This is a genomic window from Xanthomarina maritima, assembly GCF_008084905.1.
Classification (GTDB): domain Bacteria; phylum Bacteroidota; class Bacteroidia; order Flavobacteriales; family Flavobacteriaceae; genus Xanthomarina; species Xanthomarina maritima.
Map to the genome: position 1 here is coordinate 1 of NZ_VSFC01000033.1, position 25,730 is coordinate 25,730.

Genomic DNA, 25,730 nt, shown 5'->3' on the forward strand with positions numbered 1-25,730 from the left:
TCCAATCCGTTGTATTGAATTTCCGTGTTGCCTGCATAAATGTTTGGATTGGTATCATCGCAATCACCTTCGTTCTCCGTTTGACCATCGCCATCATCATCTATATCTAAAGGATTAATAGTATCTGGTGTGGTTGGATTACAGTCGTCGTCAATACCATTGTTTGGTATTTCGGTTACGTCTGGGTTGACATTTGGATTTGAATCGTCACAATCTTCAATTTGTAAAAAGCCATCACGATCTAAATCATCATCAAGTGAACCAGGATTGCAATCGTCATCCAATCCGTTGTATTGAATTTCGGTTGCATCTGGGTTGACATTTGGATCTGTGTCATCACAATCTGGAGTAGGGTTACTAATATTATAGATAAAATAATTTTCAGCAGGTTGGAAACAAGTTTGAATTCCAGAACCTTCCAAAGGAAAGCCATCATTGTCTTCGTCCAAAAACCAAAGAGGTCGCTGAACAATAGCTGGGTCTGCATCGTCTATTAAACCGTTACAATTGTTATCATAACCATCGCAGTATTCATTTCCAAATGGAATGTCATTGGCATTATTATCATTACAGTCTATATCTGCAGCAAATCCATCATTATCTTCATCGATATCTGAACATTCAGAAATACCCCAATTACCTGCAAATCTTTTACAATAATAACCTGGTTCACTATACTCCCAATAAAATTTATACAAATGACCATTAATTAATGTAATAACTGAATCTGCTGTATAATATTCAATTGATTCATAAGTTCCAGTAATAGAATGGCTTGTACTTGATCCAACTGTAATATCTTCAATTATAAAGTTTAGTGAGAATGGTAAGTCTGATACAAATTGAAATAAATAGATAACGGAGCCACTATTACAATTTACAGGGTCGCTTATTTCATATGATAAACCAAAACTATATCCTGGTTGATTCGGAATTACACAATTTTGTGCTATAGCAATTTTTATAAAAAAAGTACTAAATAGTAATGTGAAGAATAATTTTTTCATGATACATTGTATTTTGTGATTAATAGTATTTTATATTTTATTGACGTGTCCATTCTTGGTAATTGCCAGCGCCACCAGCATCTACTGATATCAAGATGACATTTTCAGACTCAAAATCTAGTGTGGCACTATAATAATTATAGTCACTTCCTAACTCGGAATGCGTGAAATCACTAATATCACTAGGTAAGATATTCATCCACTTAACATCATCAACCTCGAAACCAGAATCTATTGGGTCTACAATTACTCCATCATTATCAGTCACTTCTATTACCATACCAATGTTTCCTGTATGATTACCTCCAGTTCGAAGCCATGTACCCTGTATATCTGCAATGGTATAGGTTACTTCATTATTATTATTGTTGTTATTACTATTGTTATTTTGATAGGGATCTAACAATGGACTGTCTTCAGAACATGAAAATAATGTAATGAGCACGATACATATAGCATGAATAAATTTTGGTTTTGTTTTCATAATGATGTTTTTGATGATTAGATTTTCTGACTTTATTAATCTCTTTTAATACAATCTTTAGTGTACTTAAAAACAAAAGGTTAACATCATTCCTGAATTTTTAGTAATTTTCTTACTTTTAAATAACTTTTTTCAATTATTGGTTAACCTTTTACTTTTTTATTAACTAAATGAATAGACATACTGAAGAGCTTTTTACCAAAATTAGACAGGGTGACAGTAAAGTATTAGAAGCTATTTATGTAGATAATAGGTTAGCTTTTCTCAATTTTGGATTAAAATATAATTTGAATGAAGAGGCTCTATTGGATATTTATCAAGACGCCATTATTGCATTTGTTGAAAATGTGACCAATGGCAAAATAATAGCTTTAAACAGTTCAGTTAAAACTTATTTGTTTTCAATAGGAAAGTATATGATTTTCAAAAAACTGAAAAAGGAAAGTAAATTAGAGACATTAGACCTTGATGATAAAAGATTAGAGTTGTCAATAAAATTAATTGATAATATTAATGACGAAACTGATAATGAACGCAATAAGCTCATTGAACATTGTTTAGATAAACTCGGTCATCAATGCCAAGCAGTGCTTAAGCTTTTCTATTATAACGGTTTAACTTTGGAAGAAATACAGCAGCATCTGGACTATAGTAATTACAATACCATAAAAAGTCAAAAATCACGTTGTCTCAAAAATTTAAAAGAATTGATTAATGATCATTTAAAAAATGAATAAGGAAGAATTAATAGCGAAATATATTCGGAATGAATTATCTGAATCCGAAATAAAAGAGATTGAAGAATTACTAGATTCCGATACTCATTTTAAAGAGCAGTTTGAATTTGAAACGCAAATTCAAAAAGCAATTTATAGGCGTGAACATGATAAAAATAAACAATTTTTAAAAAATATAGAAAGTAAGGTTTCTTCTAAAAACTCAAAAGCTAATTGGTTTTTAATTGCTGCTTCAATTATACTGTTGGCTTCTTTAGGCTTTTATTGGAAACAGTACACTACAAGCCCTGAAAGGCTTTTTTCAAATTACTACTCAAAAGCCAGTAACACATCACACCCAATTGTCAGACACAATTCGGATACTGATAAATTGACCAAAGCCTTTATAGCTTATGAAAGTGAAGCTTATAACAAAGCGCAATCTCTTTTTGCTGAAGTTTATAAACTTTTAAATAATTCAGAGTTGTTATTTTATGAAGCTATTTGTTATATGGAAATGGATGAGACACAACTAGCTATAGAGACCTTTAACAAGCATCAAACTTTTCAAGATAAATTAGCTGGAAAAAGTCAATGGTATTTATCTCTCGCTTATTTAAAATCTAATAAAAAAAATAAGGCCGAAAATCTTTTGAAAGAGATTAGTTCTTCTACCTCTAATTATAATTACGACAAAGCAAAGGATTTACTTTCTAAACTTTGATTTCTTATAATAGACCAAAGCCATTGCTGGAAATACAAGTATTAAGAACCATAAGAGTTTATAATCTCTTTGTGGCTTAAACGGTTTAGTATTCCCAGAAATCACAAATCCTGACCAATAGTAAGGATGTTTTAGTTCTTCATCAATATTGGAATTCAGATAATCTTTCTTTGCTAATTTTAAAGCTAAATCTTTTGGCTTGCCATCATTCAAGTATTTATAAAACAAAGTCATAAGCGTAGCTGTGGCTTTATCATCAACTTTCCAAAGACTCATAACCGTACTTGGAACTCCTGCATAGGTAAAAGCTTTAGATATACTCTGTACACCCTCTCCATTAATAAAACGTCCATTTCCTGTATCACAGGCACTCAAAACTGCTAAATCTGCCTTAAGAGCAGTATTATATAATGACCCAATTAATAAACCGCTCTCGGCAAAATTCAATACCGATAATTCCGGAGTATCTATGTCTATGGTAGTATGTATCCCAAAATGCAAGACATTGTGTGATCGCAGATGTTCTAATAAATCATTTTGGTTTTTAATGTAGTAATCTGTTGCATGGACATTTTCTTTAATACCATTGATTTCTCTATCCAGTTCTGGAAGAAACCCTTTCTGGTTGAAATTATTTTTGTTTTGTGCTACAAAAATTCCGACATCTAGGTTTTTGATACTACTTTGAGCCTTTGTTTGTTCTAAATAAATTTTAAGACTATTTGAATAAGATAACACATTCTTTGAATTGAAATAATCTGGCAGCAACACTTCAAAAGGTAATAAATTGAGTAATCCAGAATGGATAATTACAACATGTTCCAAGTCTGTCTTTATAATCGGATTAGCCAATTTTTTTAATAAATCTGGTATTAATAGCTCGGAATTGAAAGTGGAAATGGCGTCTACAAAATTTTTAATCTCTTTTGTAAAGTTGTCACCATTGTGTATTTTTTGTAAGTCTATTAGCTTGTTGGTAATAGTAAAAACATATAAATCTTCTTGAACAAGTATATATTTCACGACTGCTTCATTATATTGAAGCAGTTTTTTTAAGTCTTGTATATTAAAATCATTACTAGAAGACTTGGCATATTGAATGAAATTATCATGGATAAACTTTTGATGTTTTCGTAATTGATTATTTAAATCGGTTAAATGAAGCTTTAAAGTATCGGTATTTTCAATCTGTGATTGTTTCTCTTCATAGATACGCTCTTGATAATAATTGACAAGAGACTTCAACTTTTCTTCTTCTAACAACAAGCTATCTGGAACATTAATTTTTGCTTGATTACCATATAAGAATTTAGACCATTCCAGCTTGGAACTATTGTTCTCTATAGCTTCAACAGTTGTTTCCAATAATTGTGTAGATGGTTTTAATAAGGCGCATTTGAGTAAGCCTTCTTGAATCAATGTAAAGCTTTGATACAATTTGTCATTAAAGGCGTCTCCTTTGTAAATACGGTCAAAGAAATTTGAAGACAACTTAAAAAGATTAATGGCTACCGTTAAAAACGCATCATTATTGGACACATTATACCAGTCCAAATATTGGTTAGCTACTTCAAGAATATTGTTGAGAATTTCGAAAGTATAAAACTCATTTAAATCACTAATTTCCAAACTAGCCAGATTGGATGAAGAATTTTGATTTTTTAACAAAGATGCAAAAGCAGTTTTAAACTGAATTTCTAATTGATCTTGAGTTAATGATTCTTTTAACAAGAATGATTTTTTAAACAATAAATTTAACTTGTCGTGCTTTGTTAACTCTTCGTTCTTTAGAATTGTTTCCATTAGCTCCAAAGCCTTTTCCTTCTTATTGTGGGCGACATACAAATCAAATAATTCAATTTGGTATTGTAGTGGATTTATGAAATAGACCTCTTTATATGTTTCTAGTAATAGCAAAGCATCAACAATTAGTTTCTCTGCTGTTTTAAATTCTATACTCGGAAGTTTTGCTTCAGTTAAATTCAAATTAGCTTTGCTTTCTATATTCCATCGATACTTGTCGAGCGAATCTTTTAAAATTTCTTGGGTTTCGTCAATAAATTGCTTGGCTTTATCATAATCCTTGTGCTTTAAATACAGTTTTATGTAGCTCTCATTCATTAAAACCCGTTCTCTTTTGACTAAAGTAATTTTTTCAGTCTTTTTACGAGAATTAGCAACAGAATCAAAAAGTTCTTCTTTTTTGTATAAATAACTTTCTGCCAATTCTTGGTTACCATAGTTTAAATGCCAATTTGTCAATTCCCCGTAAATGGTGAATTTTTGAAAAAAAGCGTCCTCTTCATTATAAATATTTGCCCAATAATTCTCTGACTCCTCCAATAATTTAAATTCCTCGTTTTTTAATCCTAACTTTCTGTAATTATTAATTATCCTATGATTATTAAGGTAAACGTCCTTCAAATTTTTAGGATGAAATTCTTTATAAAGCTTGAATGAGCGTTCATAATACTCATTGGATTTTTCAGGGTTATCCAATTTATTATTTATAAACCCTAAATCGTCTAATACATATAGAATCTCAATTTTATATTCAGGAAAAGTATCTCGTAGAACTTCGTAATTCTTTTTTGCCTCAATTAATGCCTCTTGCCACTGTCCAGTATAACCATATTGATGATAAATTCTATTTAAAATTAAATGCCTAAAGAACAGTTTTCTGTCATCCTGCGATATAATATTTTCTACCAAACGATAAGCCTCTTTAGATTTTTCAAGACCTTCCAATATATTCTTTCTTCCGCCTCTTGTTTCTAAAATGCACGATTTCGTGTAAAGCCATTTAGCTTTTAAATATGTTTTATAGTTTGCAGAATGATCCGGTTCATCCAATGCTAATTTCCTAAACTTTATAGATTCATCATACTCACCAATATTGTCCAGAGAATCAGCAATTGAAGTATTGATAGTAATGATGCTTTCTTGAGAAAGCCCAAAAAAAGGCAAAAAACAAAAAAACAATACCCTTAAGTAATTCATTAGTAGTTGGTTCGTTACTTAAAGTTATAAAAAAGATTTGATAACTTAATTACAAAACAGACGTAATTGCTTTTACCATTTTATTGGCACGTTTTATTACCTCTTCTTCAGTCCAAGATAATTTAATTAAGCATGAAATATTACGGCCAATGTAATGGTCTGATTGCTCAAAAGTCTGAGACTTGACATATTCCAATCCTTCTTTGACTTCTGTAGAAAGTGGATATAGGGTTTTAAGTGTTTTGAGGTGCTCCCACTTTCTAATGTAATGCCAATTGTTGTCATAGTAGTTCCAACAGGCATCAATACTATTTTCTTTAAAAGCCTGAATGACCTTTCTAGAGGTTTCTAAATCGGGTAAAAAGAAACTTAAAAAAGAATAGCTTTCTTCGCCACCTTCAGGAACGGTTCTGAAAGTCACTTCTGGAATTTGAGATAAGGCCTCTCTAATTATTGTATAGTTTTTCTTTTGTATAGCAACAAATTCGTCCAAACGTCTTAATTGTGCCAAACCAACAGCAGCATGCAACTCAGATATCCTAAAATTATAGCCTAAAAACGGATGGGTTTCAGCTCCTCTATCATTGCCTTTATGGTCATGACCATGGTCTGAATAATGATCGGCATGCTTGTAATATGTTTCATTGTTCGTTAATACTGCTCCACCTTCGCCAGCAGTTATAATTTTAACAAAATCTAAAGACAAACAGCCTAAATCGCCAATACTGCCTAAAGGTTTTCCTTTATAAGTAGCTCCAGTTGCTTGTGAAGAATCTTCAATTAATATTAAATTATGCTTTCTACAAATAGCTTGCAAAGCCTCTAAATTTGCCATGCTTCCACACATATGAACTGGCATAACAGCCTTAGTTTTTGATGTTATAGCATTTTCAACTGCTTTTGGACAAAGTGTTAGAGTGTCGTCTATATCCACTAAAACCGGAATGGCTCCAAGCATCATAATGGCTTCAAAACTGGCTACAAAGGTAAATGTTGGCATAATAACCTCATCTCCTGCTCCAATTCCTGCACTAACCATAGCCACAGAAACAGCTGCTGTTCCACTAGAAACCAATTGTGCGTGTTTTACTTGAAGTTGATTTTCTAATTCGGTTTCCAATGCTTTGGCTTTCCAATGGCCTTTTCTCATACCATCAAATCCATAACGCATCAAGACACCATTATCTAAAACATCGTTTAATTCTTTTCGCTCTTTATCACCAAATAATTCAAATCCTGGCATATTCTTATTTTTTTAATTCTATAACACTTTCAGTAACCGTTTTTCTTACTTTTTTAAAATCTGCAAATATATCATCTTCAGCTCTGTACCCTATTGGTAAAAGTAACACAGATTTTAATCCATGTTTATTTAAATTAAGAATTTCGTTATAAGCTTCTGGATCAAAACCTTCCATAGGACAAGAATCTATACCCTCTAAAGCACAAACGGTTAATATATTTCCCATAGCTAAGTAGGCTTGTTTGGTAGCCCAATCTTCAATTTCTTTTAATGGTTTGCTTTCAAAATCGGAAATTAAAAAATCTTGAAATGGTTTTAAAATCGTTTTGGATGTATTTCGAATCGTATGTACTCTATTAAAATATTCCAAAACAAATTCTTCATCAATACTTGTTTCAATACAAAATACCAAAATATGCGATGCTTGAGCAATTTGAACTTGATTCATTGTATGCTTGACCAAGTCTAATTGTAGTTCTTTATTTTTTAAAACAACCAATTTTATAGGTTGTAACCCATAAGAAGTAGCTGTTAAGTTAAAGGCTTGGTATAAAACATTTAACTTATCTTCAGATATTATCATAGATGAATTAAATGATTTAGTAGCATATCGCCATAGTAATTTTTGTATAATACCCATATTCATTTTAGTAATCAGAACGACAAAAGTAATACTTGCAATTTGTTTCAACTAACAGATAATCAAAATATTCATGGATGCTTAAAAATTCTTTAGAAATTTTCAGTTTATTTATTTGAAAGAATCAAAAAAGGATACTATATTTGCACCCGCAATTAGGAATACCTAATGAGACAATCAAGGAGAAATGGCAGAGTGGTCGAATGCGGCAGTCTTGAAAACTGTTGAGGGTCACACCTCCGGGGGTTCGAATCCCTCTTTCTCCGCTAGGAATTCACCAAATTCCACCAAAACCCGATAAACACTATGTTTATCGGGTTTTTACTTTTTATACTTTATCATAAAATAACATCTGACAACAATTAAAAGGTCCCCTATTCGGTTCCCTATTGAAAAAATTCAAAGAGTGAACCGAATTTCACCAAACCCCTATAAATACTATGATTAACAGTTGTTTATTTTTATTAAATTACCTATATTTATAAGTAATTAATAGAGTGAACCGATGTATAATACATTTTCCATTTTATTCTTTCTTCAAAGGAACAGAGCTACTCCAGACGGAAAAGCCCCTATTTATGCACGTATCACTGTAAATGGTAAGAGAGCCCAGTTCAGCATTCAGCGTAAAATCCCTATTGAAAAATGGGATAATAACTCTGGAAAAGTAAAAGGAAACTCACCAGAAGCAAAATCAATCAATAAGTTTATCGATGAAATCCGTTATAAGCTAAACAAAATCCAGGAACGCTTTTTAGATACAAATAAGACTTTTACAGCAATGGCCATCAAAAGCCGTTACATAGGTAACGACAAGGTTAACAAGATGCTTATTGCTATATTCCAGGCACATAATGATGAAGTAGAGAGTTTAATAGGCAAAGACTTCGCTCCTGGCACTGCAGAACGCTATCGTACATCAAAAAAACACGTACAAGAGTATATTCAAAAAGAATACAATGTGGATGACATTCCAGTAAACGATGTAGATCATAAATTTATAACCGGTTTAGAGTACTATTTAAAGACCGAGCGCAAGTGTAGTCACAACACAGCAATCAAATACATAACGAACTTCAAGAAGATTATTCGCATTGCTTATGCGAACGATTGGATATCAAAAGATCCGTTCTTTCATTGGAAAGCTAAATTAAAAACTGTCGATAGAGAATTCCTCTCTAAAGAGGAGCTTCAAACTATTGTAGATAAAGAATTCAAAATCCCTCGCCTGGAATTAGTGAAAAACATTTTCGTTTTTAGCTGTTTTACTGGTCTTGCATATATTGATGTTAAGCAACTCACTAAAAATGATATTGTTATTGGAATCGATGGAGAGCATTGGATTAAAACCAAAAGAGCGAAAACTCATACCAGAAGTAATATCCCATTACTTCCCATTCCAGCCTCTATCATTGAAATATATAAAAATCACCCTGAAGTAAAAAACAGCGATAAACTCCTTCCAATTTTAAGCAATCAAAAAATGAACTCCTATTTAAAAACGATTGCAGACAGTTGTGAAATCAACAAAAACCTCACTTACCACTTGGCAAGACATACTTTTGCTACTACCGTCACTTTAACCAATGGTGTTCCAATTGAATCCGTAAGTAAAATGCTTGGTCACAAATCGCTTAAAACCACACAACACTACGCTAAAATTTTGGACAGAAAAGTAAGTGCCGATATGAATACCTTAAAATCAATTTTAAAAGACCAGGAAGAAAAATCCCAAAAACAAACAAATAGCTAAACAGCTCTTATGTAGAAGTTTGCATAAAATTTCTTACATTTATAACCCCAACCCCAAATGTCACTATTTATGAATAAGATTAACCACCTTGTTGATGAATATAAAAATCAAATTAATAGATATCAACCAGAGAGCCTAAAGGAGATTTCCAATTTAAAATTTCTCATTAATCTCAGTAGTGAATATCTTCATCAACTACGGCTTTCAATAAGGCAAAGAGGATTCCTTTCTAAAGAAGATGAAATTCATTTTTTTAAAAATATAAAACCTCTTGTTAACGGACATTTAAAATACTTTTCCCATGTGCACTACTATTTAATGAATCGTCCTAAGATTAGTGCTTCAAGACAACGAAAATATATTCACATCATTTTAGATAAGTTCGAAGCTCAAAAAACACGTGAAATTGACTTCGTAAAATACTACAGACATAATGCTACTAGGTTAGATCACATTTACTTTGTTCGGGGTATGCATACCATAGCAATAACAAAAACTATATATCATTTTATTGATCCAGAATTCTCCACGACTCATGATGATAATATGGCAAAAATTGTGGCTTACGACCTATTAATGACTTATTACAAAAAAGAGCTTCTGTATTTAAAAACTCTGAAACTACCTTTAATTAATGAAAGTAGTTCTCTAAAAACTCAAAGTCTTAAATGGACAGCTTCCAAAACAGATCTCGTCGAGTTAATATATGCCATGTATGCTATAGGTGCCATTGAAAATGGAAATATAGATTTAAAAAGTCTGGCAAAAATCTGTGAAACGCTTTTCGATATTGAATTAGGAAATTTCTACAAAACTTATGGAGAAATAAGAGCTCGTGAAAAAGATAGAACAAAGTTCTTAGATAATTTGAGACTTTCCTTACTCCGAAAAATGGATAAGGACGACGATTAACATCACTTTCATTTTATAATATTAATAATACATTTATTTTCGCTCAAAACCGCACACCTCATACCTCACTCCTCACCAACCCACTTCCCTACAAGATTTCATTAATAATTTTTCATGTTAAACGATTAATTCTAACCAAATCTCACCACAGCTCTTCCAGAAAATTAATGTTAAATTCTTTCGGTAGCTCTTCGGTACTACCGAAGAAATCTCAACAATCTACCCCAAATTTGTTTTGTAATAATTGGGTTAATAGCAGAAAAGCCATCGTCTAAGGCGAAAGCTCATGGTGATGGCTTTATTAAAAGTCCACTAATACATCTAAAATTATTTATAAATTAAAACTATAAAATGATGCCAGCAACAATCCTTACTACCGACGATCTGTATCAGTTCAAAACTGAATTATTTGACGAAATAAAATCCATCCTGTCAAACTCTCAAAACTCCAAGAGATATCTAAGATCCTCCGATGTCATGGAACTCTTACAGTTAAGTCCTGGTACCCTTCAAAACCTACGTGTAAACGGCACCCTTCCCTACACCAAACTTGGAGGGATCATTTACTACGATGAAGATGATATCAACAGGGTTTTAGAGCAAAATCGTTTTGAAATATAGTACACTTTTGCCACGGGGTCTCCAAAATCCCCGCTTCTGTCGACAGAAGCGGGGATTCCCTAAAAGTAAAAACAAATGTTCCAATCATCAGACTGGAAGAACCATATCAACTTTCTTAATTTTTAGAAAAGAAAAATATGCCACCAATAAACTACATCCGTCACCTAAACTCAATCTTTCTACTATTCACAAAAGACAGTAGATTAAATCCAACTCATGTTAGTTTATATATGGCATTCTTTCAACTATGGAACCACAATCGCTTTCCAAAACAATTTTATGTAAATCGAGAAGAGGTTATGAAGTTATCTAAAATTGGTTCAAAATCCACCTATCACAGATGTTTAAAAGAATTAGACCACTATAAGTACCTCATTTATTTTCCGTCCCACAACCCATTTAAAGGCTCACAAATTAAGATGCTCATTTTTGGGACAACCTCTGGACAAGCTCTGGACTTAGCCGTCCCAAATCAAGGACAAGCACTGGTACCTTTATATAAACATAATAAACAAATAGAAAACATTAATAAACTTGACCAGCCAAAAAATCAAAAAGTAGTTGATGAATTTTTTAAATCACAAAACTGGCCTGATATCGAATCTAAAAAATTCTATAATCATTACCAGGGCATCGGTTGGAAAGTTGGTGGTAAAACTAAAATTGTCAATTGGCAGGCAACCGCTCAAAATTGGATGCTAAAAGCGGAAGAAATCAAAAAAAAAGAAACCCCCATTGCAGTTAGCCAAATTCGAGACAACCTCAAAACAACCAAGGATAAAAATTACAATCAGCCTTTGTAATTGTTATTGCGAGGAAATTAAGACGAACCAATCTATTAAATCAAATGTCTCCCTGAGCCTGTCGAAGGGCGAAAACAAACAATTTTAAAAGGAGTAAAAATCATGAAAAAACCCATACACATGATAACCGAAGGTGGCATCGACTACCCACTAGGTAAAATAGAAAACTACTGTCTTCACTACGATTTTGATAAAGTCCTAATCTACCTGGAAGCAAAAGGCAAACTCCTATTTGGCAAACACTTCAAACTTTACAAAGAAGACTACCACATCATTTTCAAACTTTGCATTTACACAATTCAAGATTTAGACTATTGTGCAAAACTAAATATCGACCCAAACAAAGGTATTTTATTAACAGGTCCTGTGGGTTGTGGCAAAACAAGTTTAATGAAACTCGTTAGGCATCTGACACCACATCGCCGAGCATATAAAATCATTCCCTGCAGAAATGCCGTCTTTAGTTTCAATCACTTAGGCTATAAAACAATTGAAGAATATGGCAATGAGGAATTTTATTGTTTCGACGACCTAGGTGTGGAACCTACTGGCAGACACTTTGGCCAGGACTGCAATGTTATGGGAGAAATCCTATTATCTCGTTACGACCTATCCCTGCGCAGGCAGGAATCTCAGAATCCAAACACAAAAAACCCAACACCCAAAAACTATTACACGACCCACGTCACCACAAACCTCAACGCCATAGAAATAGAAGAACGTTACGGGAATCGCGTACGTTCTAGAATGAGAGCCATGTTCAATCTCTTGGCTTTCGATCAATCTGCTAAAGACAAACGATAATAATTTTCTTTGCAAGCGCTATAATCTTTTTTAAACATCAAGGCCAATAACTTTTGTTAGTTTTGTTATTATTGCTTTAAGGTATGCGTATTTGAAAATTTATTTAGAATCAGCACTTCTTAAGATGTTAAATATAGTAAAGCTAAACAAGTAAGAAATACTATAATTCCAAATCCGTAGATATATAATATAATTACTAATATTATTGCAATCACAATAAAAATAATAGTTTCTATTATGTTAAGTTTTCTTTCATGATATGCTCCTTTGTCACTTAATAAATGGTAAACAGCAACAAGAATTAAGAGGATGCCAATAAAGCTTCCAACGTATTTTAAGACTAAAATATAATCCATTTATGGTATAATTTATAATGTGCAAGATTGCTAATAAACCTCGATAAACAAAACCTGTTTATTTATGAATTATAACTTTGCATCTTTTAGTTGTATTATTCAGTTTTAATATCTCTTAATTTCCATCAATGTTTAATGCAAGTTAAGAGTAATTATTTACCCACTACCATCCACCAAAACCAAACGCCATAGAAATAGATGAACGTTATGGTAATCGTGTACACCCTAGAATGAGAGCCATGTCTAACCTCTTAACGTTTGATCAATCAGCTAAGCATAAACGCCTATAAACCATTTCAAACTTATTTTGTTCATTAATTTAAAATGTTCAGTGACACTGAACAGGTAATTCTAGTGAACATAAAAATAACGAGATCTTAACATATATAATGTTGACAAATAGGATAATTTTTGTAGTTTTGTAAACCATTAAACCTTACCACTATGAAAGAATTATTTGCAAAAAGATTGAAGAGCGCTAGAGTTCGCGCGTCTCTATCGCAGGATGAACTCGTTGATAAGATGAATAATGTGGTATCTAAAAATGCAATATCTAAATACGAAAAAGGTAATATGTTACCAGATTCACAAGTTTTAATCGAGTTAGCAAAAGCATTGGGTGTTAAGACTGATTATTTCTTCAGAGAGTTTAATATCTCAATAGAAAAAATAGAATTTCGTAAGAAAAAATTAGGCATAAAAAAAGTCAATGCAATTAAAGAAAAAGTTATTGATATTGTAGAACGTTATCTAGAGCTGGAGCAATTCTTAAACATTACTTCTACTTTTAAAAACCCTATTGAGAATATAAAAATTAATGATAAACAAGATATTGAAAAAGCAGTTAATCATCTATTAGCACAGTGGCAATTAGGATATAATGCATTGCCTAATATAATTGATTTACTAGAAGACAAACACATTAAAGTTATCGAAATAGATGCCCCTCAAGAATTCGACGGTTTTTCAGGCTGGGCAGATGGAACCTTTCCAGTAATTGTATTAAATCAAAATTATGGGTTAGAAAGAAAACGATTTACTGCATTGCACGAGTTAGGACATTTAATTATGCAAATCAATCCTGATTACGAACATAAAGAGGTGGAAAAATTGTGTCATCAATTTGCTGGTGCAATGTTAATGCCTGAAAAAACTTTTTCTAAGGAACTTGGAGGAAAAAGATCTTCTATTTCTCTTAATGAATTAATTGCCATTAAAGAAGAATATGGTATTTCTATTCAAGCTATAATGGCAAGAGCAAAAGATTTTGGGTTTATTACTGAATTTCAATTCAGAAAATTTAGAATCTATATTTCTAAAAATCGTTCTGAGAAAGGATTGGGTAATTATATAGGAAGAGAATCATCTCACAGGTTTAAGCAATTATTATTCAGAGCCACTTCAGAGGAAATCATTTCAATGAGTAAAGCTGCAAACCTATCCAATCAAAAATTAGCTACTTTTAGAAAAGAATTTATTGCAATATGAAGATAGTTGTTAACGATGCTAATATTTTAATTGATTTAGTGGAGTTGAAACTACTACCCCAATTTTTTGCACTCAAATTTGAGTTCTTTACAACATCTTTAATTCTCGAAGAATTACTGGAAGACCAACAAATCGAATTAGAAACTTATATTAAACAAAGAATTCTCATTGTAGAAGAAATGTCTGCAATAGATTTGGTGGCAATAAAAACCATAGAAAAATCAAAACCCAAGTTATCCCAACAAGATTGCTCAGCATATCATCAAGCGACTACAAAACAAAGTATACTTATCACAAGTGACAACGTTCTTAGAAAATATGCAATAGCTACAAATATTCATGTTCATGGCCATCTTTGGGTATTCGATCAAATGGTAGTTCAAAAAACATTAACACCCCTAACTGCATCTCAAAAATTAACCAGTTTATGCGAAACTATTAATACGCAATTGAAATTACCAAAAACAGAATGCGATAAAAGACACGATCTTTGGAATAAATAAAGCAGTCATTATAAAAGTAATTCTAAAACCCCACCTTCTCCTCTAGCAACCCAATCAAATCACTATCATAATATTTATAAACATCAGGAATACCCAATACTTTAATCTTTGAGTAATACCTTGAACTAGTATGCTTCTGTATCTGCTCTAGATGCCCTTGTTCCATGACATAAACTATCTCAGCCCATTCTAATAATTCCTCAGTAAGTTCTGTTGTTCCTTCTTTTCTACAAATCTTTAAATTAGTACCTGCACTCAAAAATTCATGATCACTATACTTTAAAGCAAAATAATCTTCAGCAGTCTTAGACCGTAGTTTGTTTGCTGAACATACAAATAGAATTTTCATAATAATACATTTTTCTATTTTACGGTTTACCGTAACATTAATAAATTTTGATTTATTACTTTTCCGTTTAATGTTAAATTGACACCAAAAACTAGGCAAATAACTATAAATTTAATTTTAACAATCATAGAATTTACATAAATTAGTCAATTCTTGACCGGTATAAAATAACTTAGAATTCACTAAAAACAAAATGTCCAACAGTACACACGCACATTTAAGATATAATATCCTAGACAATTGCTTTCGTAATAAATCATATAGTTTTGATGAATTGTTAGAATATGTAAATAATAGAATTTCTGAATCTTACCCAGGCGAAGGTATCTCAAAAAGAACCTTGCGAGAGGACCTCAAAGTATTTAGAAACAAAGTGAATGGTTTTGCAGCACCATTACCCGATAATATTAGAATTTTAAAATACTCAGATCCTAACTTTTCAATAGCTAAACGACCACTTTTAGAGCAAGAACTAAACTTAATCTACACGGCACAACAACTATTAGAACGATTTGAGAACCATCCAAAGTATAACAAACTAGCAGAAGCATTAATAAAATTTCAAGATGAAGAAGAACAAGAAACTGATGCGTCTAAAATCTTGTATTACGATCAAAACGAAGAGTACAAAGGGATCAAATATTTAAAGCCGTTATACCTTGCTATTAAGAAAAAACAGGTCCTACAAATTACTTATAAGAGTTTTTACGATAATGTTCCAAAAGTATATCAATTTCACCCCTATTTATTAAAACAATATAATCGAAGATGGTTTGTTTTTGGTCTTAATAATACCGAAGGAATATCACAATGGAGTATTCCTCTTGATGAACGATTAATTGATTTCAATATTATGGAGGATGCAGAGTTCATAGAATCCGAAACAAATTGGGACGATTTTTTCAGAACAATGGTAGGTGTGGTTCGTCCAATTGATGCTAAAATAGAACGTGTTGTAATTCAGTTTTATAATGGAAGAAAAAAATTCTTTACCACGAAACCTTTTAATCCAGACTATGAAGAATTTTTTGAAGAAGAAAAGCAAGACCAAGTATGGTTTAACACAATAATTAATAAAGAGTTAGTACAACAGTTGTTGTCTTATGGAAAAGATGTTCAAGTGTTAGAGCCTGAAGTGCTAAAAGTGCATTTAAGAGAACATTCTTTGGTAATGTATCAGAATTACAATAAATAACTATGCAGTTATATAGCATAGTTAGTTTTTATGTTTGTCATTATAATATCAAAACTATTAACTAGAACATCTACCATTATTACTGTTTTAAGTGAGGATGTAATTGTTGAGAGAGAAGATTTCGTGAATTAAAAAATATAATCTGTTAAATACTTAATATGTCTTACTTCCAAAAACTACTTGTTACAAACCATTTATCATCTCATGATGGTCGTCCTTTATGGAGGTATTTTTTAACCGAACCAGATTTTCAAGAGTTGCGTAAAACCTTAAGTTATGCTAAACCATATTATATAGATGCTAGAGATGCTGCTTTGTATTATGCAGAATGGTGGAAACGTAATTATAATGGAGGAAGTCCAAATAAAGAAAGTGTTTTCGACTCTATTGGGGGCAATATAAGATACAACTATAATTACAATGAGTTTTATCAAATAGCAAAGAAAGGCGGTCAAATGCTAGGTCTTAAATGGATTGTTAAACAAAATACTTTGCGATTTAAGACATTGCTTCTTCAAGGAGGCTTGCCTTTAACTCATATTAGTGGAAATCAAGGAGGGTATTTAAATTTTCTGTTAGCCGTGTTAGAGGAGCAACCAGAAACTATTGAAGACTTTATTTTTCAGCCACATATCATAAACCACTTACCTGTATCTAGTAGAAATGATACCATTTATGAGAATTGTTTTGAAATAGTTCGCTCTATTCTTAACAAAGAAAGTGTTTATGATGATTTGTTAAACTCTGATGATACCTTAAAGAGTATTTCTAGTCAATTAAAGATACGTGCAAATCAATTAGAACGAAAAACAAGACTAACCAAGCCAAAAAACTATTGGTTAATGAGTAAAATAGATGAAAAAGTACATATTCATCTTACTCTCGGTTTAGCATCAGTTTATACCAAAGAGGGGCTAGCTAATATTCTGGGCATCGAAATTGACGAAAGTGAATATCAATTTTATCTTAATGACAAGCTAATCTGTGTATTTAAAAGATTGCATTCTGGTAGCTATAAAACGGATTGGTTTAACCAAGAAAATCATAATTGGGATGGAGAAGATAGTCTGCCAAATACCTATGTTATTGCGGATGGTAAACAAACGACTATTCATGATTTTATTCAAATCAATCCATCACTTGACAAACCGACCCTTTGGTCTAAATATTCTGAAAGTGAATGGCGACTAATAAAAGGAAATGGTAGTACAGATAAATCTGCAGCCATTTTAATGCCCTCCAATTGGGAATCAGAAAATGAGTCTCAACAGGTTGAAGTACTTGATGACAAATTGCTTTGGTTAGAGTTTGAAGGAGAAATACAAATCAAAAAAAATAAAGAACAAAGAACATATTTAAGCGATGTTGAATCTTTTGATTGGACTATTGAGAGTAGAAAACCTCAATGGATGCAAAAATCTAGTATGCCTGTGGTTAGAAGTAGATTTAATATTTTTCTTTATGATGTGAGTAATAAAATCATTCCATCGTCGAAATATCAAGTTTGGATAAAAGCGAATAGAGTTGGTTTGGATTGGAGAGAACTATCTGAAGTTAAAATTTTGCCATTGGGTTGTATTGATGTTAAAATTGAAGTGAATGGCTTAACGGCGTATGATTTGATTTATAATATTGGAAATTTATCAATAGAAAACACTGAAACAGATATTGATAAAGCATTAATTACTGCCAATGGATTAGGAGGAATGGTTATGAACCTACTTGAAACCCCTTTAGTAAATATTAACCACCAAAATAACCAGTTTGCTTTAATAGTGAATACAGAGCACTCTAAAATACCTCCTATGGTTAAAGGTTCATTAGGAATAGGAACTCAAAGGAAGCTTCATTTTCAAATGGAATCACCTTTCCAAGGTATGGCATTAGTGGATAAAGATGGTAATATTATTAACGAAAGACACACCCTATCTTTAAGAAATTTATTTGGTTTACGAATATTAACAACACCTGGAAGAGAATCTATCTTATCCTTAAAAAATAAAGTCAATTCAGAAGTTAAAATTTCGAAATCTATCATACCAGCTTATCAACCTCTAATAGCGTATCGGGATGAAATGGTCAGATTGTTTTATTTGGCAGATGCTATGGATCATAGAAACAGGATATGTTTAGAATTAAGAGAAGGTAACCTAATAAAAAATTATGAGTTATCTGGATTTTCACACACCTTAGAAATTAATCCTAGAGAAGGAGTCGTAGAACTATTAAATTCAAACGATACATTAGAATTATTTGCAATCCCGATGAATGATAGGCTCAAGGAAGTATCGGCAATTCCATTAATTAAAGAAGCAGCTTATTATAAAGTGCCTACTCATGAGTACGTTAAACAGTGGATCATCATATCATCTAAAGAAGATGGCAACCAATTAATGCCTAGATTTATAAATATGGATCCAATTGATGAAGGGTTAAAACCAGATGAAAGGATTAAAACATACGGAAAACAACTCCTGGAGAGTTCATTTGATGCCGATATCTGGAAGCAACTTTTAGACTTATTCACCATTTGCTCTAAAAATGGATATGATATTCCCTTTTCTACCTTCGATCAATTTAGAGCCCTTACTTCAAGTTCAAAGGTTGCCGCTAAAGCATTTTTATTTATTAGCGTTAACCAAGGGGATCAAGAAACATTATTGCAAAAAGATATTCCTGAAATGGAAAAAGATTTAGGTATTTGTTTCCACTGGATTGCAAAAGATGACTGGGATAGCGCTTTAAATGAAATATTTGATTTTTATAAAGTAGAGCCTATAAATTACCAACATTTTATAGCATTGATTTCTGGATATATGAAGGAAAATGGTTTTGATAAAATATTTCGCTCTATGATGGGTAGCTCAGTTAAGTTCCCGGCAATATCCCATATGCGAATTAATGATCTTAGAGCGAAATTAGGAGAAAGAGTCCTTAAAGAACTGCCAGGGCTGAGACCTCCAACAACTAGCAATTATAATATTCCAGTAGACCAACATAAACAAGTACGATTATTAGTTAAATCACCAATTGCAGTAGCAGAATCTATAAAGAATTCATCTGCTGAACATCCAATATGGGGAGACTTTCCTTATGGAAATTTAATCAGACGAAATATACAATACAGTCAATTTATAAGTCCTAATTTTTATAATGAGACTATTTTACACGTTTTAAATACCAACTAAATTCATGAATTTCAAAGAATTTTATTCCAAAACGGAGAACAGACTAACTGACTCTATTTTGTCACTTTGGGCAACAGGCGATAAAGAAATGCAAGATTATTTTAAATTCTTGTTGGCCGAAGAACCTATTATGGCCGAAGCTGTTTTTCAAAATACGTTCCCATGGGAACCAGGTCAAGTCACTTTTGGTGAAACAACAAGCGTTTTTAAACAACATTTTATTAACGCTTTAGATAAGATTAAAGATCCAGAATATCAATTTCCTAAAGACAGAAAACCTTATAAGCACCAGCTAAAAAGTTGGGATATGCTCCTTAATAAAAACAAATCAATCGCTGTAACAACTGGAACAGGCTCCGGGAAGACGGAGTGCTTTATGTTACCTGTTTTACATGATATTTATGAGAATTGTAGAAATCAAGAAGGTGTAAATGCTATTTTCTTATATCCTCTTAATGCTCTTATTGCAAGTCAGAGAAAACGAATGCATGCGTGGTGTTCTGCTCTTGGAGGAATTAATTATGCTTTATTAACAGGAGATACCCCTAATACGGCTGATAACTCTGCACGAAATAAGGCGCTTCCGCAATTAATTTCAAGAAAGCAAATTAGAGAAACACCTCCTCAAATTTTGTTTGCTAACCCTACAATGCTGGAATACATGTTAGTAAGAAACGCTGATGTACCCATACTAGAAAATTCTCAAGGAAAATTACGTTGGATTCTTCTTGACGAAGCACACACCCTAACAGGATCAAAAGCGGCAGAAATGGCACTCCTAATTCGAAGAGTTGCTGATGCCTTTGGGGTAGATATTAATAATTTAAGATTTGCTATAACCTCTGCAACTGTTGGAAGTGGCGATGGAGGCAAATTAAAAAAGTTTATGTCTGAACTGTGTGGGATTTCTGAAGATCAAATTGAATTAATATCGGGTAACCGAGTTAATAACCAAATTGACGATACCGATATTCCAAAATTATCAAATACGTTATCTAAAAATAATATCAAATTAATCCGTGAGAAATTTTTAAAAAACAATGCTATTAGTCAAAGTCAAATAGGTGAATATCTTAACCTTCCAAATAAGTTAGATCAATTAGAGGCTATGGACATCCTGGCTGATACAAAAGTAAATGAAGAAAACCTTCTGCCTGTTCGTGGTCATTTCTTTATTCGAGGAGTCGGTGGTGTTTATGTGTGTACAAATACAGAATGTAATGAACATAAAAATCAAAAACCAGAAATAGCTTTAGGAACAATGTACACTATTGCCGGTAAAGAATGTAAATGTGGATACCCCTTATTAGAATTGGTGGCATGTAATTCCTGCGGAAATATGATGTTAGAAGGTGAAAAAATTAATACCACCTTTGAAAATAAACCTCATAGTCTTATCAGACAAAAAGCTGGGGTTGGACATGAAGCATTTCTAATGGATAATGAAGATGAAGATTCGGAAGACCAAGAAGACCCGACAGCAATAGATAGCTCTGTATTTTTGGTACGAAATACGGCAAATCAAAAATATCATAATCAAGATTTATCCCCTATTGAAATAGATTCTAATGGATTCAATAAGGCTGGAAAAAAATGGTTAATGACAGAGAATGAAAGATGTCCACATTGTAATTCTCACAATACAAAACCAATGCATTTCCGTATATCTTCAGCATTCACCAATAGAATTTTATCTGATATTATTTTAGATCAAACTCAAGTTGCTAAAGATAAAACTACATTTACCTTACACGAAGGAAGAAAATATATTTCTTTTACCGATAGTCGTCAAGGCACAGCTAAAATATCAGCATTAATAAATATAGATAGTGAAAGTGATTGGATACGATATCAGGTATATCATTTTTTGCTAGGAAGGATGAATGAAAATAGAATAAATGCTAATAACGAGGAACTTCTTGAAGCCAGAGCAACTCTAATTACACAATTAGAGACTTCTATGCCATTTATGAGAGGTGTATATGAAGAGCAAATTAAAAATATAAATAATCAACTTAATAAAGGTGGCCAAGATGCTAATGCTACTAGTCGGTCTTCATGGACAGATTTGATAGAACGGATTGTTATTAAACAAGATTTTAAAACCTTATTCTCTAAAGCAGCTAAAGGTGAAAACTTTGTCATAGATAATCGCACCTATGCTACCTCTCTATTATTCGATCAATTTGCACGCAGAATCCCAAGAACACGTTCTTTAGAAAATTTGGGCTTGGTAAACTTAGTATATCCAGCCTTGGATAATGTAACATTACCAGAACAAGCAGAAAGATTGGGTATTGTTTTACAAGAATGGAAAGACTTATTAAAGATAGCTACAGATTATATTATTCGCTCTTCGTTTCATTATATTTATGAACCCACATTACATACGTTTTCAACATCATTTCATCGTTCAGATTTAATCTTCCCACCTAATTCAGATGAACCAAATGCCAAAACATGGCCACAATATAATCGTAAAAGTTTTACCCAATCTCGCTTGGTTTTATTATTGTGTGCTGGATTGGGATGGAATTCACAAGAAGAAATCACAAGAGATAGAGAAGATGAATTAAATGAGTTGCTTAATAAAATATGGGCAGTACTTAGATCGAAACTTTTAACGGAAGATAATAGAGGATATAAAATAAACCTTGTAGATAAATCTAAATTTGAAATTGCAGGTGTTGAATACTTGTGCCCAGTAAAGAAAAGATTGTTAGATAAAGTGTTTAGAGGTTATTCTCCTTGGATAAAAGGTGTTTTATCACCAGAAAACATAAGTCATTATCATATAGATACAACCTCTAATAATCAATTTCCTGTGTTTCCTTATCCACATCATTTAAACGAAGATAACGTATCGATTGAAAAAGAATTAGTAGATAATTGGCTCGAAACTAACAGTGTCGAAGCACGTGGCAAAGGATTGTGGAATGATTTACATGAGCGGATTTTTAATTACAATCCATTATATTTAGCAGGAGAACATTCAGCACAACAGGGAACAGATCGTCTCAAACAGTTGGAGGACCAATTTGAAAAAGGAGAAATTAACGTCCTAAGTTGTTCTACAACCATGGAAATGGGTGTTGATATCGGAGGTATATCAGCTGTGGTCATGAGTAATGTACCACCTATGCCAGCAAATTACTTACAGAGAACTGGTAGAGCAGGTCGTCGCTCAGAAAATAAATCCTTAGCATTAACATTTTGTGCACCTAACCCTATTGGCTTACGCACCATGAATAACCCCAAATGGGCATTAGATCATGAGATAGCGGCCCCAAATTTAAAGTTTGACAGTAAAACCATTGTCGAAAGACATATTAATTCTTTATTGTTTGGTATTTTTATTCGTCATGCAGACAATGAAAATCGCGGACTTAATGTAAAGGATAATTTAGAGAATTTCTTTTTTACAGGAACACCAACTACTGGCGAAACATTTCTTAATTGGTTAGAAAATATAATAGTAATAAGTGATTATAAAGAATCATTTAATAGAATTGTCAAAGACACACCCCTACAAGGCGTAAGTGCTGAACAGTTAAATCATTTAGTCTCTGATAACTTCAGAAAATTAGCTTCAGATGTAAAAAGTCAGTTAGAGGCTTATGATCTTAAGTTAGAACAGTTAGAAGCTGAGTTTGGAAATAACAGCCCTGCTTATAAAGCAGTATCCTATCGTAAAAGACAATTTGAACGTAAATTTATTTTATCCTATTTATCTGAGAAAGGCTTTTTGCCAAATGCTGGTTTGCCTACAGGGATAGTAGAATTTGAAAAAGCCACCATAAAAGATATTGGTAGAAATTATACAGTTGATAACCCAAGTTATTCTAGTGAGCGTGCATTAACAGAATTTGCACCAGGGAACAACATACTTATTGATGGCCTTAATTATAGATCAGCAGGTATAATCCTGAAGAACTCACGTGGTGATTCTGCTTCAAGAACCTTAATTCAAGCCTGTAGCCATTGTGGATATCAAAGACGAACAGAATCATATAATGAAGCCGAATCTTGTCCAGAGTGTGAAGCGCAACATAGTTTTATGGGTGTAGATTTAGGAGGACAAAGAAGTCGATTTACTGAGCTTGTGGAGCCGGTAGGTTTTGCTGTCGACTTGTTTCAAACACCTTCAAGAAAAATTTCAGAAAGATCTAAAGCACAATATTTAGAACCCCTATTATTAAACATTAAGCCTTGGGAAAATGACCAAAGCACTTATTTAGATTTTAGAATGAGTAACGATCAGGAAAACTCCGAAATCCTCTTCTATAATACTGGTGCAGGTGAAGGTTATAGCTTATGCTTAGACTGTGGACGTGTAGAATCTTCACATAACGAACTTCTGGGACATAAACGTTTGAGGGGTGGTAGGAATGAAAATGATGAAAATAGCTGTACCGCTACAAATATCAGAGAAAATATCATTCTTGGTAGTCGTTTAAAAACTGACTTTACTGAAATTCGCTTAAAAAACAGCAATGGTACTTTTGTTAATGAAGAGAAATTAATGTACTCCTTGGGGGTCATATTTACCAAAACCCTCGCAAATTATTTGGCCATAAATGAAAACGAATTAGGTTTTGGGGTAAAGCGTTATAATAACTATCGAACCATCTTTATTTACGATTCCGCAAAAGGTGGTGCAGGTTATGCATCACAATTCGCAATGTACACCGAAGAAATCTTAAAAGAAGCTTACACAGTTTTGAAAAATTGTGATTGCCAGTCGGCTTGCACCAAATGTTTAGTAGATAGATCAACCCAATGGCATTTAGATAAACTAGATAGAAAAATAGCCTATACATGGATAGAATCAGCACTACAAAGTACGGTTCCAGTCGACTTAAAAGAATTAAATCCAGAAGCAAGTAGTATTTTTGGAAATCTAGCCAGTGAAATTTCTCGTATGGATTATCATTATGGAATAAAAGCAATAAACATCCACATCAATGATCGTTTGTCAGACTGGGAGTTGGAAGACTTAAAATGGTTAGAAAATATTAAAAGAAATTGCTCAAATGTAAACTTAGTGTCAGAAGGAGATATCCAATATACTAATACTCAAGACAAATTATCAATTTACATGTTGTTCCATAAATATGGGTTAAAACAAAACAACACTGCTACAAAAGCACTCTATCCGGTACACTTGTCCATTCAATTAAATAATAATAAAGTGGTAAGTTATGTTTCTAAAGCCGATTATTCAAATTTAGATAAGTTTTGGGCCTTAAACCTAAATGATACTTTTTATAAAGTAGAACAAAACATATGGGAGACTTATTCAGACGTAAAACTTCCAGATTTAACTAATTTAAAACTGTTTCAATCAAGATATAATAAAATCCCGTTTCGGAGTCTTAGCAATTCACTGGCTAAAATAATGATAGGAGATCTTAGTAATGCCTCAGAGTTTCTTTCTAAAATAAAAAATCAAGAGTTTTCTGTGTCTTATTATGATAAGTATAACCAATCTGAATTTTCGCTAAGATTATTACTTCAGTTTATCGAAGAGTTTCAAAAAGAATCTCATATCTCTATAAAAAACTTCAAGGTTTATTTAGAACAAGGGGCCTTTGAAAGGAATAGACATCCTAGATACATTATCGATAATTATGCCGATGTAGAAGATTATAAATATGATTTAAATGAGCTTTCAAATGAAGCTTCATTTAATGTTTTAGTAGAAGAAAAAAAGGGTTTACCTCATTACAGGTACTTTATTTTTAAATCAAATAATATGTCTTTTGAATGCAGAATAGATGGAGGTATCGCTCATGGTTTTAAACCAATGAAGTATTTAGCTGCTGATGAAATGACTTATGAAAACACACCTTTTGAAATATGGAAAGATGTTGAGCACGACATTATATACAATATAAGTTTGGATAATGACTAACTGTGCGATTACCATGCATTATTTTATTGT

19 protein-coding genes and 1 tRNA gene are annotated in these 25,730 nt (G+C 32.4%); 13 read left to right on the plus strand and 7 right to left on the minus strand.

Annotation, left to right across the window (positions count from 1 at the left end):
- Together FVF61_RS07130 and FVF61_RS07135 are read right to left on the minus strand one after the other, a co-directional pair.
- Positions 1–1,007, minus strand: a 1,007-nt coding sequence (locus tag FVF61_RS07130; protein ID WP_199757286.1) for a putative metal-binding motif-containing protein, incomplete at its 3' end; no start/stop codon positions are given.
- 37 nt (positions 1,008–1,044) lie between these two features.
- Positions 1,045–1,491, minus strand: a complete 447-nt coding sequence (locus FVF61_RS07135) for a hypothetical protein (protein ID WP_148454812.1) — start codon at positions 1,489–1,491, stop codon at positions 1,045–1,047.
- Positions 1,492–1,661: 170 nt separating this feature from the next.
- Between FVF61_RS07135 and FVF61_RS07140 the strand changes: the two genes are divergently transcribed.
- Positions 1,662–2,228 (plus strand): RNA polymerase sigma factor, encoded by a 567-nt coding sequence (locus tag FVF61_RS07140; protein WP_148454814.1) that lies wholly within the window; start codon positions 1,662–1,664, stop codon positions 2,226–2,228.
- Positions 2,221–2,931 carry a tetratricopeptide repeat protein gene (locus FVF61_RS07145; protein ID WP_148454815.1) on the plus strand — a complete coding sequence of 237 codons (711 nt, stop codon included), beginning with the start codon at positions 2,221–2,223 and terminating at the stop codon, positions 2,929–2,931. The genes FVF61_RS07140 and FVF61_RS07145 overlap by 8 nt, the downstream gene beginning before the upstream one ends.
- Here FVF61_RS07145 and FVF61_RS07150 read toward each other — a convergent pair.
- The 3 genes from FVF61_RS07150 to FVF61_RS07160 are packed head-to-tail and all read right to left on the minus strand — an operon-like array spanning position 2,914 to position 7,814.
- A complete protein-coding gene (locus FVF61_RS07150; RefSeq protein ID WP_148454817.1) occupies positions 2,914–5,931 on the minus strand; it encodes a CHAT domain-containing protein in 3,018 nt (1,005 codons plus the stop codon). The two genes, FVF61_RS07145 and FVF61_RS07150, sit on opposite strands and share 18 nt — an antisense overlap.
- Positions 5,932–5,980: 49 nt before the next feature.
- On the minus strand, positions 5,981–7,174 hold the full coding sequence (locus FVF61_RS07155) for a DegT/DnrJ/EryC1/StrS family aminotransferase (protein WP_148454819.1): 1,194 nt from the start codon (positions 7,172–7,174) through the stop codon (positions 5,981–5,983).
- A gap of 4 nt (positions 7,175–7,178) precedes the next feature.
- Complete coding sequence (locus tag FVF61_RS07160; protein ID WP_148454821.1) at positions 7,179–7,814, minus strand: NAD(P)H-dependent oxidoreductase; 636 nt, start codon at positions 7,812–7,814, stop codon at positions 7,179–7,181.
- Positions 7,815–7,995: 181 nt separating this feature from the next.
- Between FVF61_RS07160 and FVF61_RS07165 the strand changes: the two genes are divergently transcribed.
- The 6 genes from FVF61_RS07165 to FVF61_RS07190 all read left to right on the plus strand — a co-directional run bounded on the left by FVF61_RS07165 (position 7,996) and on the right by FVF61_RS07190 (position 12,707).
- Positions 7,996–8,080 (plus strand) — tRNA-Ser (locus FVF61_RS07165).
- 239 nt (positions 8,081–8,319) lie between these two features.
- Entirely contained in the window at positions 8,320–9,567 is a 1,248-nt protein-coding gene (locus tag FVF61_RS07170; RefSeq protein ID WP_148454823.1) for a site-specific integrase, read from the plus strand.
- A 69-nt stretch (positions 9,568–9,636) separates the two neighbouring features.
- A complete protein-coding gene (locus FVF61_RS07175; protein ID WP_158635194.1) occupies positions 9,637–10,479 on the plus strand; it encodes an RteC domain-containing protein in 843 nt (280 codons plus the stop codon).
- A 354-nt stretch (positions 10,480–10,833) separates the two neighbouring features.
- Positions 10,834–11,100, plus strand: a complete 267-nt coding sequence (locus tag FVF61_RS07180; RefSeq protein ID WP_148454904.1) for a helix-turn-helix domain-containing protein — start codon at positions 10,834–10,836, stop codon at positions 11,098–11,100.
- 299 nt (positions 11,101–11,399) lie between these two features.
- On the plus strand, positions 11,400–11,903 hold the full coding sequence (locus FVF61_RS07185) for a hypothetical protein (protein ID WP_317131661.1): 504 nt from the start codon (positions 11,400–11,402) through the stop codon (positions 11,901–11,903).
- A gap of 120 nt (positions 11,904–12,023) precedes the next feature.
- Positions 12,024–12,707, plus strand: a complete 684-nt coding sequence (locus FVF61_RS07190) for a P-loop NTPase family protein (RefSeq protein WP_394348920.1) — start codon at positions 12,024–12,026, stop codon at positions 12,705–12,707.
- A gap of 119 nt (positions 12,708–12,826) precedes the next feature.
- Here FVF61_RS07190 and FVF61_RS07195 read toward each other — a convergent pair whose 3' ends face one another.
- Complete coding sequence (locus FVF61_RS07195) at positions 12,827–13,063, minus strand: hypothetical protein (protein WP_148454829.1); 237 nt, start codon at positions 13,061–13,063, stop codon at positions 12,827–12,829.
- A 444-nt stretch (positions 13,064–13,507) separates the two neighbouring features.
- Here FVF61_RS07195 and FVF61_RS07200 point away from each other — a divergent pair, with 444 nt between their 5' ends.
- A complete protein-coding gene (locus tag FVF61_RS07200) occupies positions 13,508–14,551 on the plus strand; it encodes a helix-turn-helix domain-containing protein (protein WP_148454831.1) in 1,044 nt (347 codons plus the stop codon).
- Positions 14,548–15,054 (plus strand): PIN domain-containing protein, encoded by a 507-nt coding sequence (locus FVF61_RS07205; RefSeq protein ID WP_148454832.1) that lies wholly within the window; start codon positions 14,548–14,550, stop codon positions 15,052–15,054. Before FVF61_RS07200 ends, FVF61_RS07205 begins: the two co-directional genes overlap by 4 nt.
- A gap of 22 nt (positions 15,055–15,076) precedes the next feature.
- Here the strand turns inward: FVF61_RS07205 and FVF61_RS07210 are convergent, their stop codons facing one another.
- Complete coding sequence (locus FVF61_RS07210) at positions 15,077–15,403, minus strand: low molecular weight phosphatase family protein (protein WP_148454834.1); 327 nt, start codon at positions 15,401–15,403, stop codon at positions 15,077–15,079.
- 193 nt (positions 15,404–15,596) lie between these two features.
- Between FVF61_RS07210 and FVF61_RS07215 the strand changes: the two genes are divergently transcribed.
- From FVF61_RS07215 to FVF61_RS07225, 3 genes are all read left to right on the plus strand, one after another.
- Complete coding sequence (locus tag FVF61_RS07215; protein ID WP_148454836.1) at positions 15,597–16,598, plus strand: helix-turn-helix transcriptional regulator; 1,002 nt, start codon at positions 15,597–15,599, stop codon at positions 16,596–16,598.
- Between the two features lie 158 nt (positions 16,599–16,756).
- Positions 16,757–19,786 carry a hypothetical protein gene (locus FVF61_RS07220; RefSeq protein WP_148454838.1) on the plus strand — a complete coding sequence of 1,010 codons (3,030 nt, stop codon included), beginning with the start codon at positions 16,757–16,759 and terminating at the stop codon, positions 19,784–19,786.
- Between the two features lie 4 nt (positions 19,787–19,790).
- On the plus strand, positions 19,791–25,700 hold the full coding sequence (locus FVF61_RS07225; RefSeq protein WP_148454840.1) for a DEAD/DEAH box helicase: 5,910 nt from the start codon (positions 19,791–19,793) through the stop codon (positions 25,698–25,700).
- The last annotated feature ends 30 nt before the right edge of the window (positions 25,701–25,730 follow it).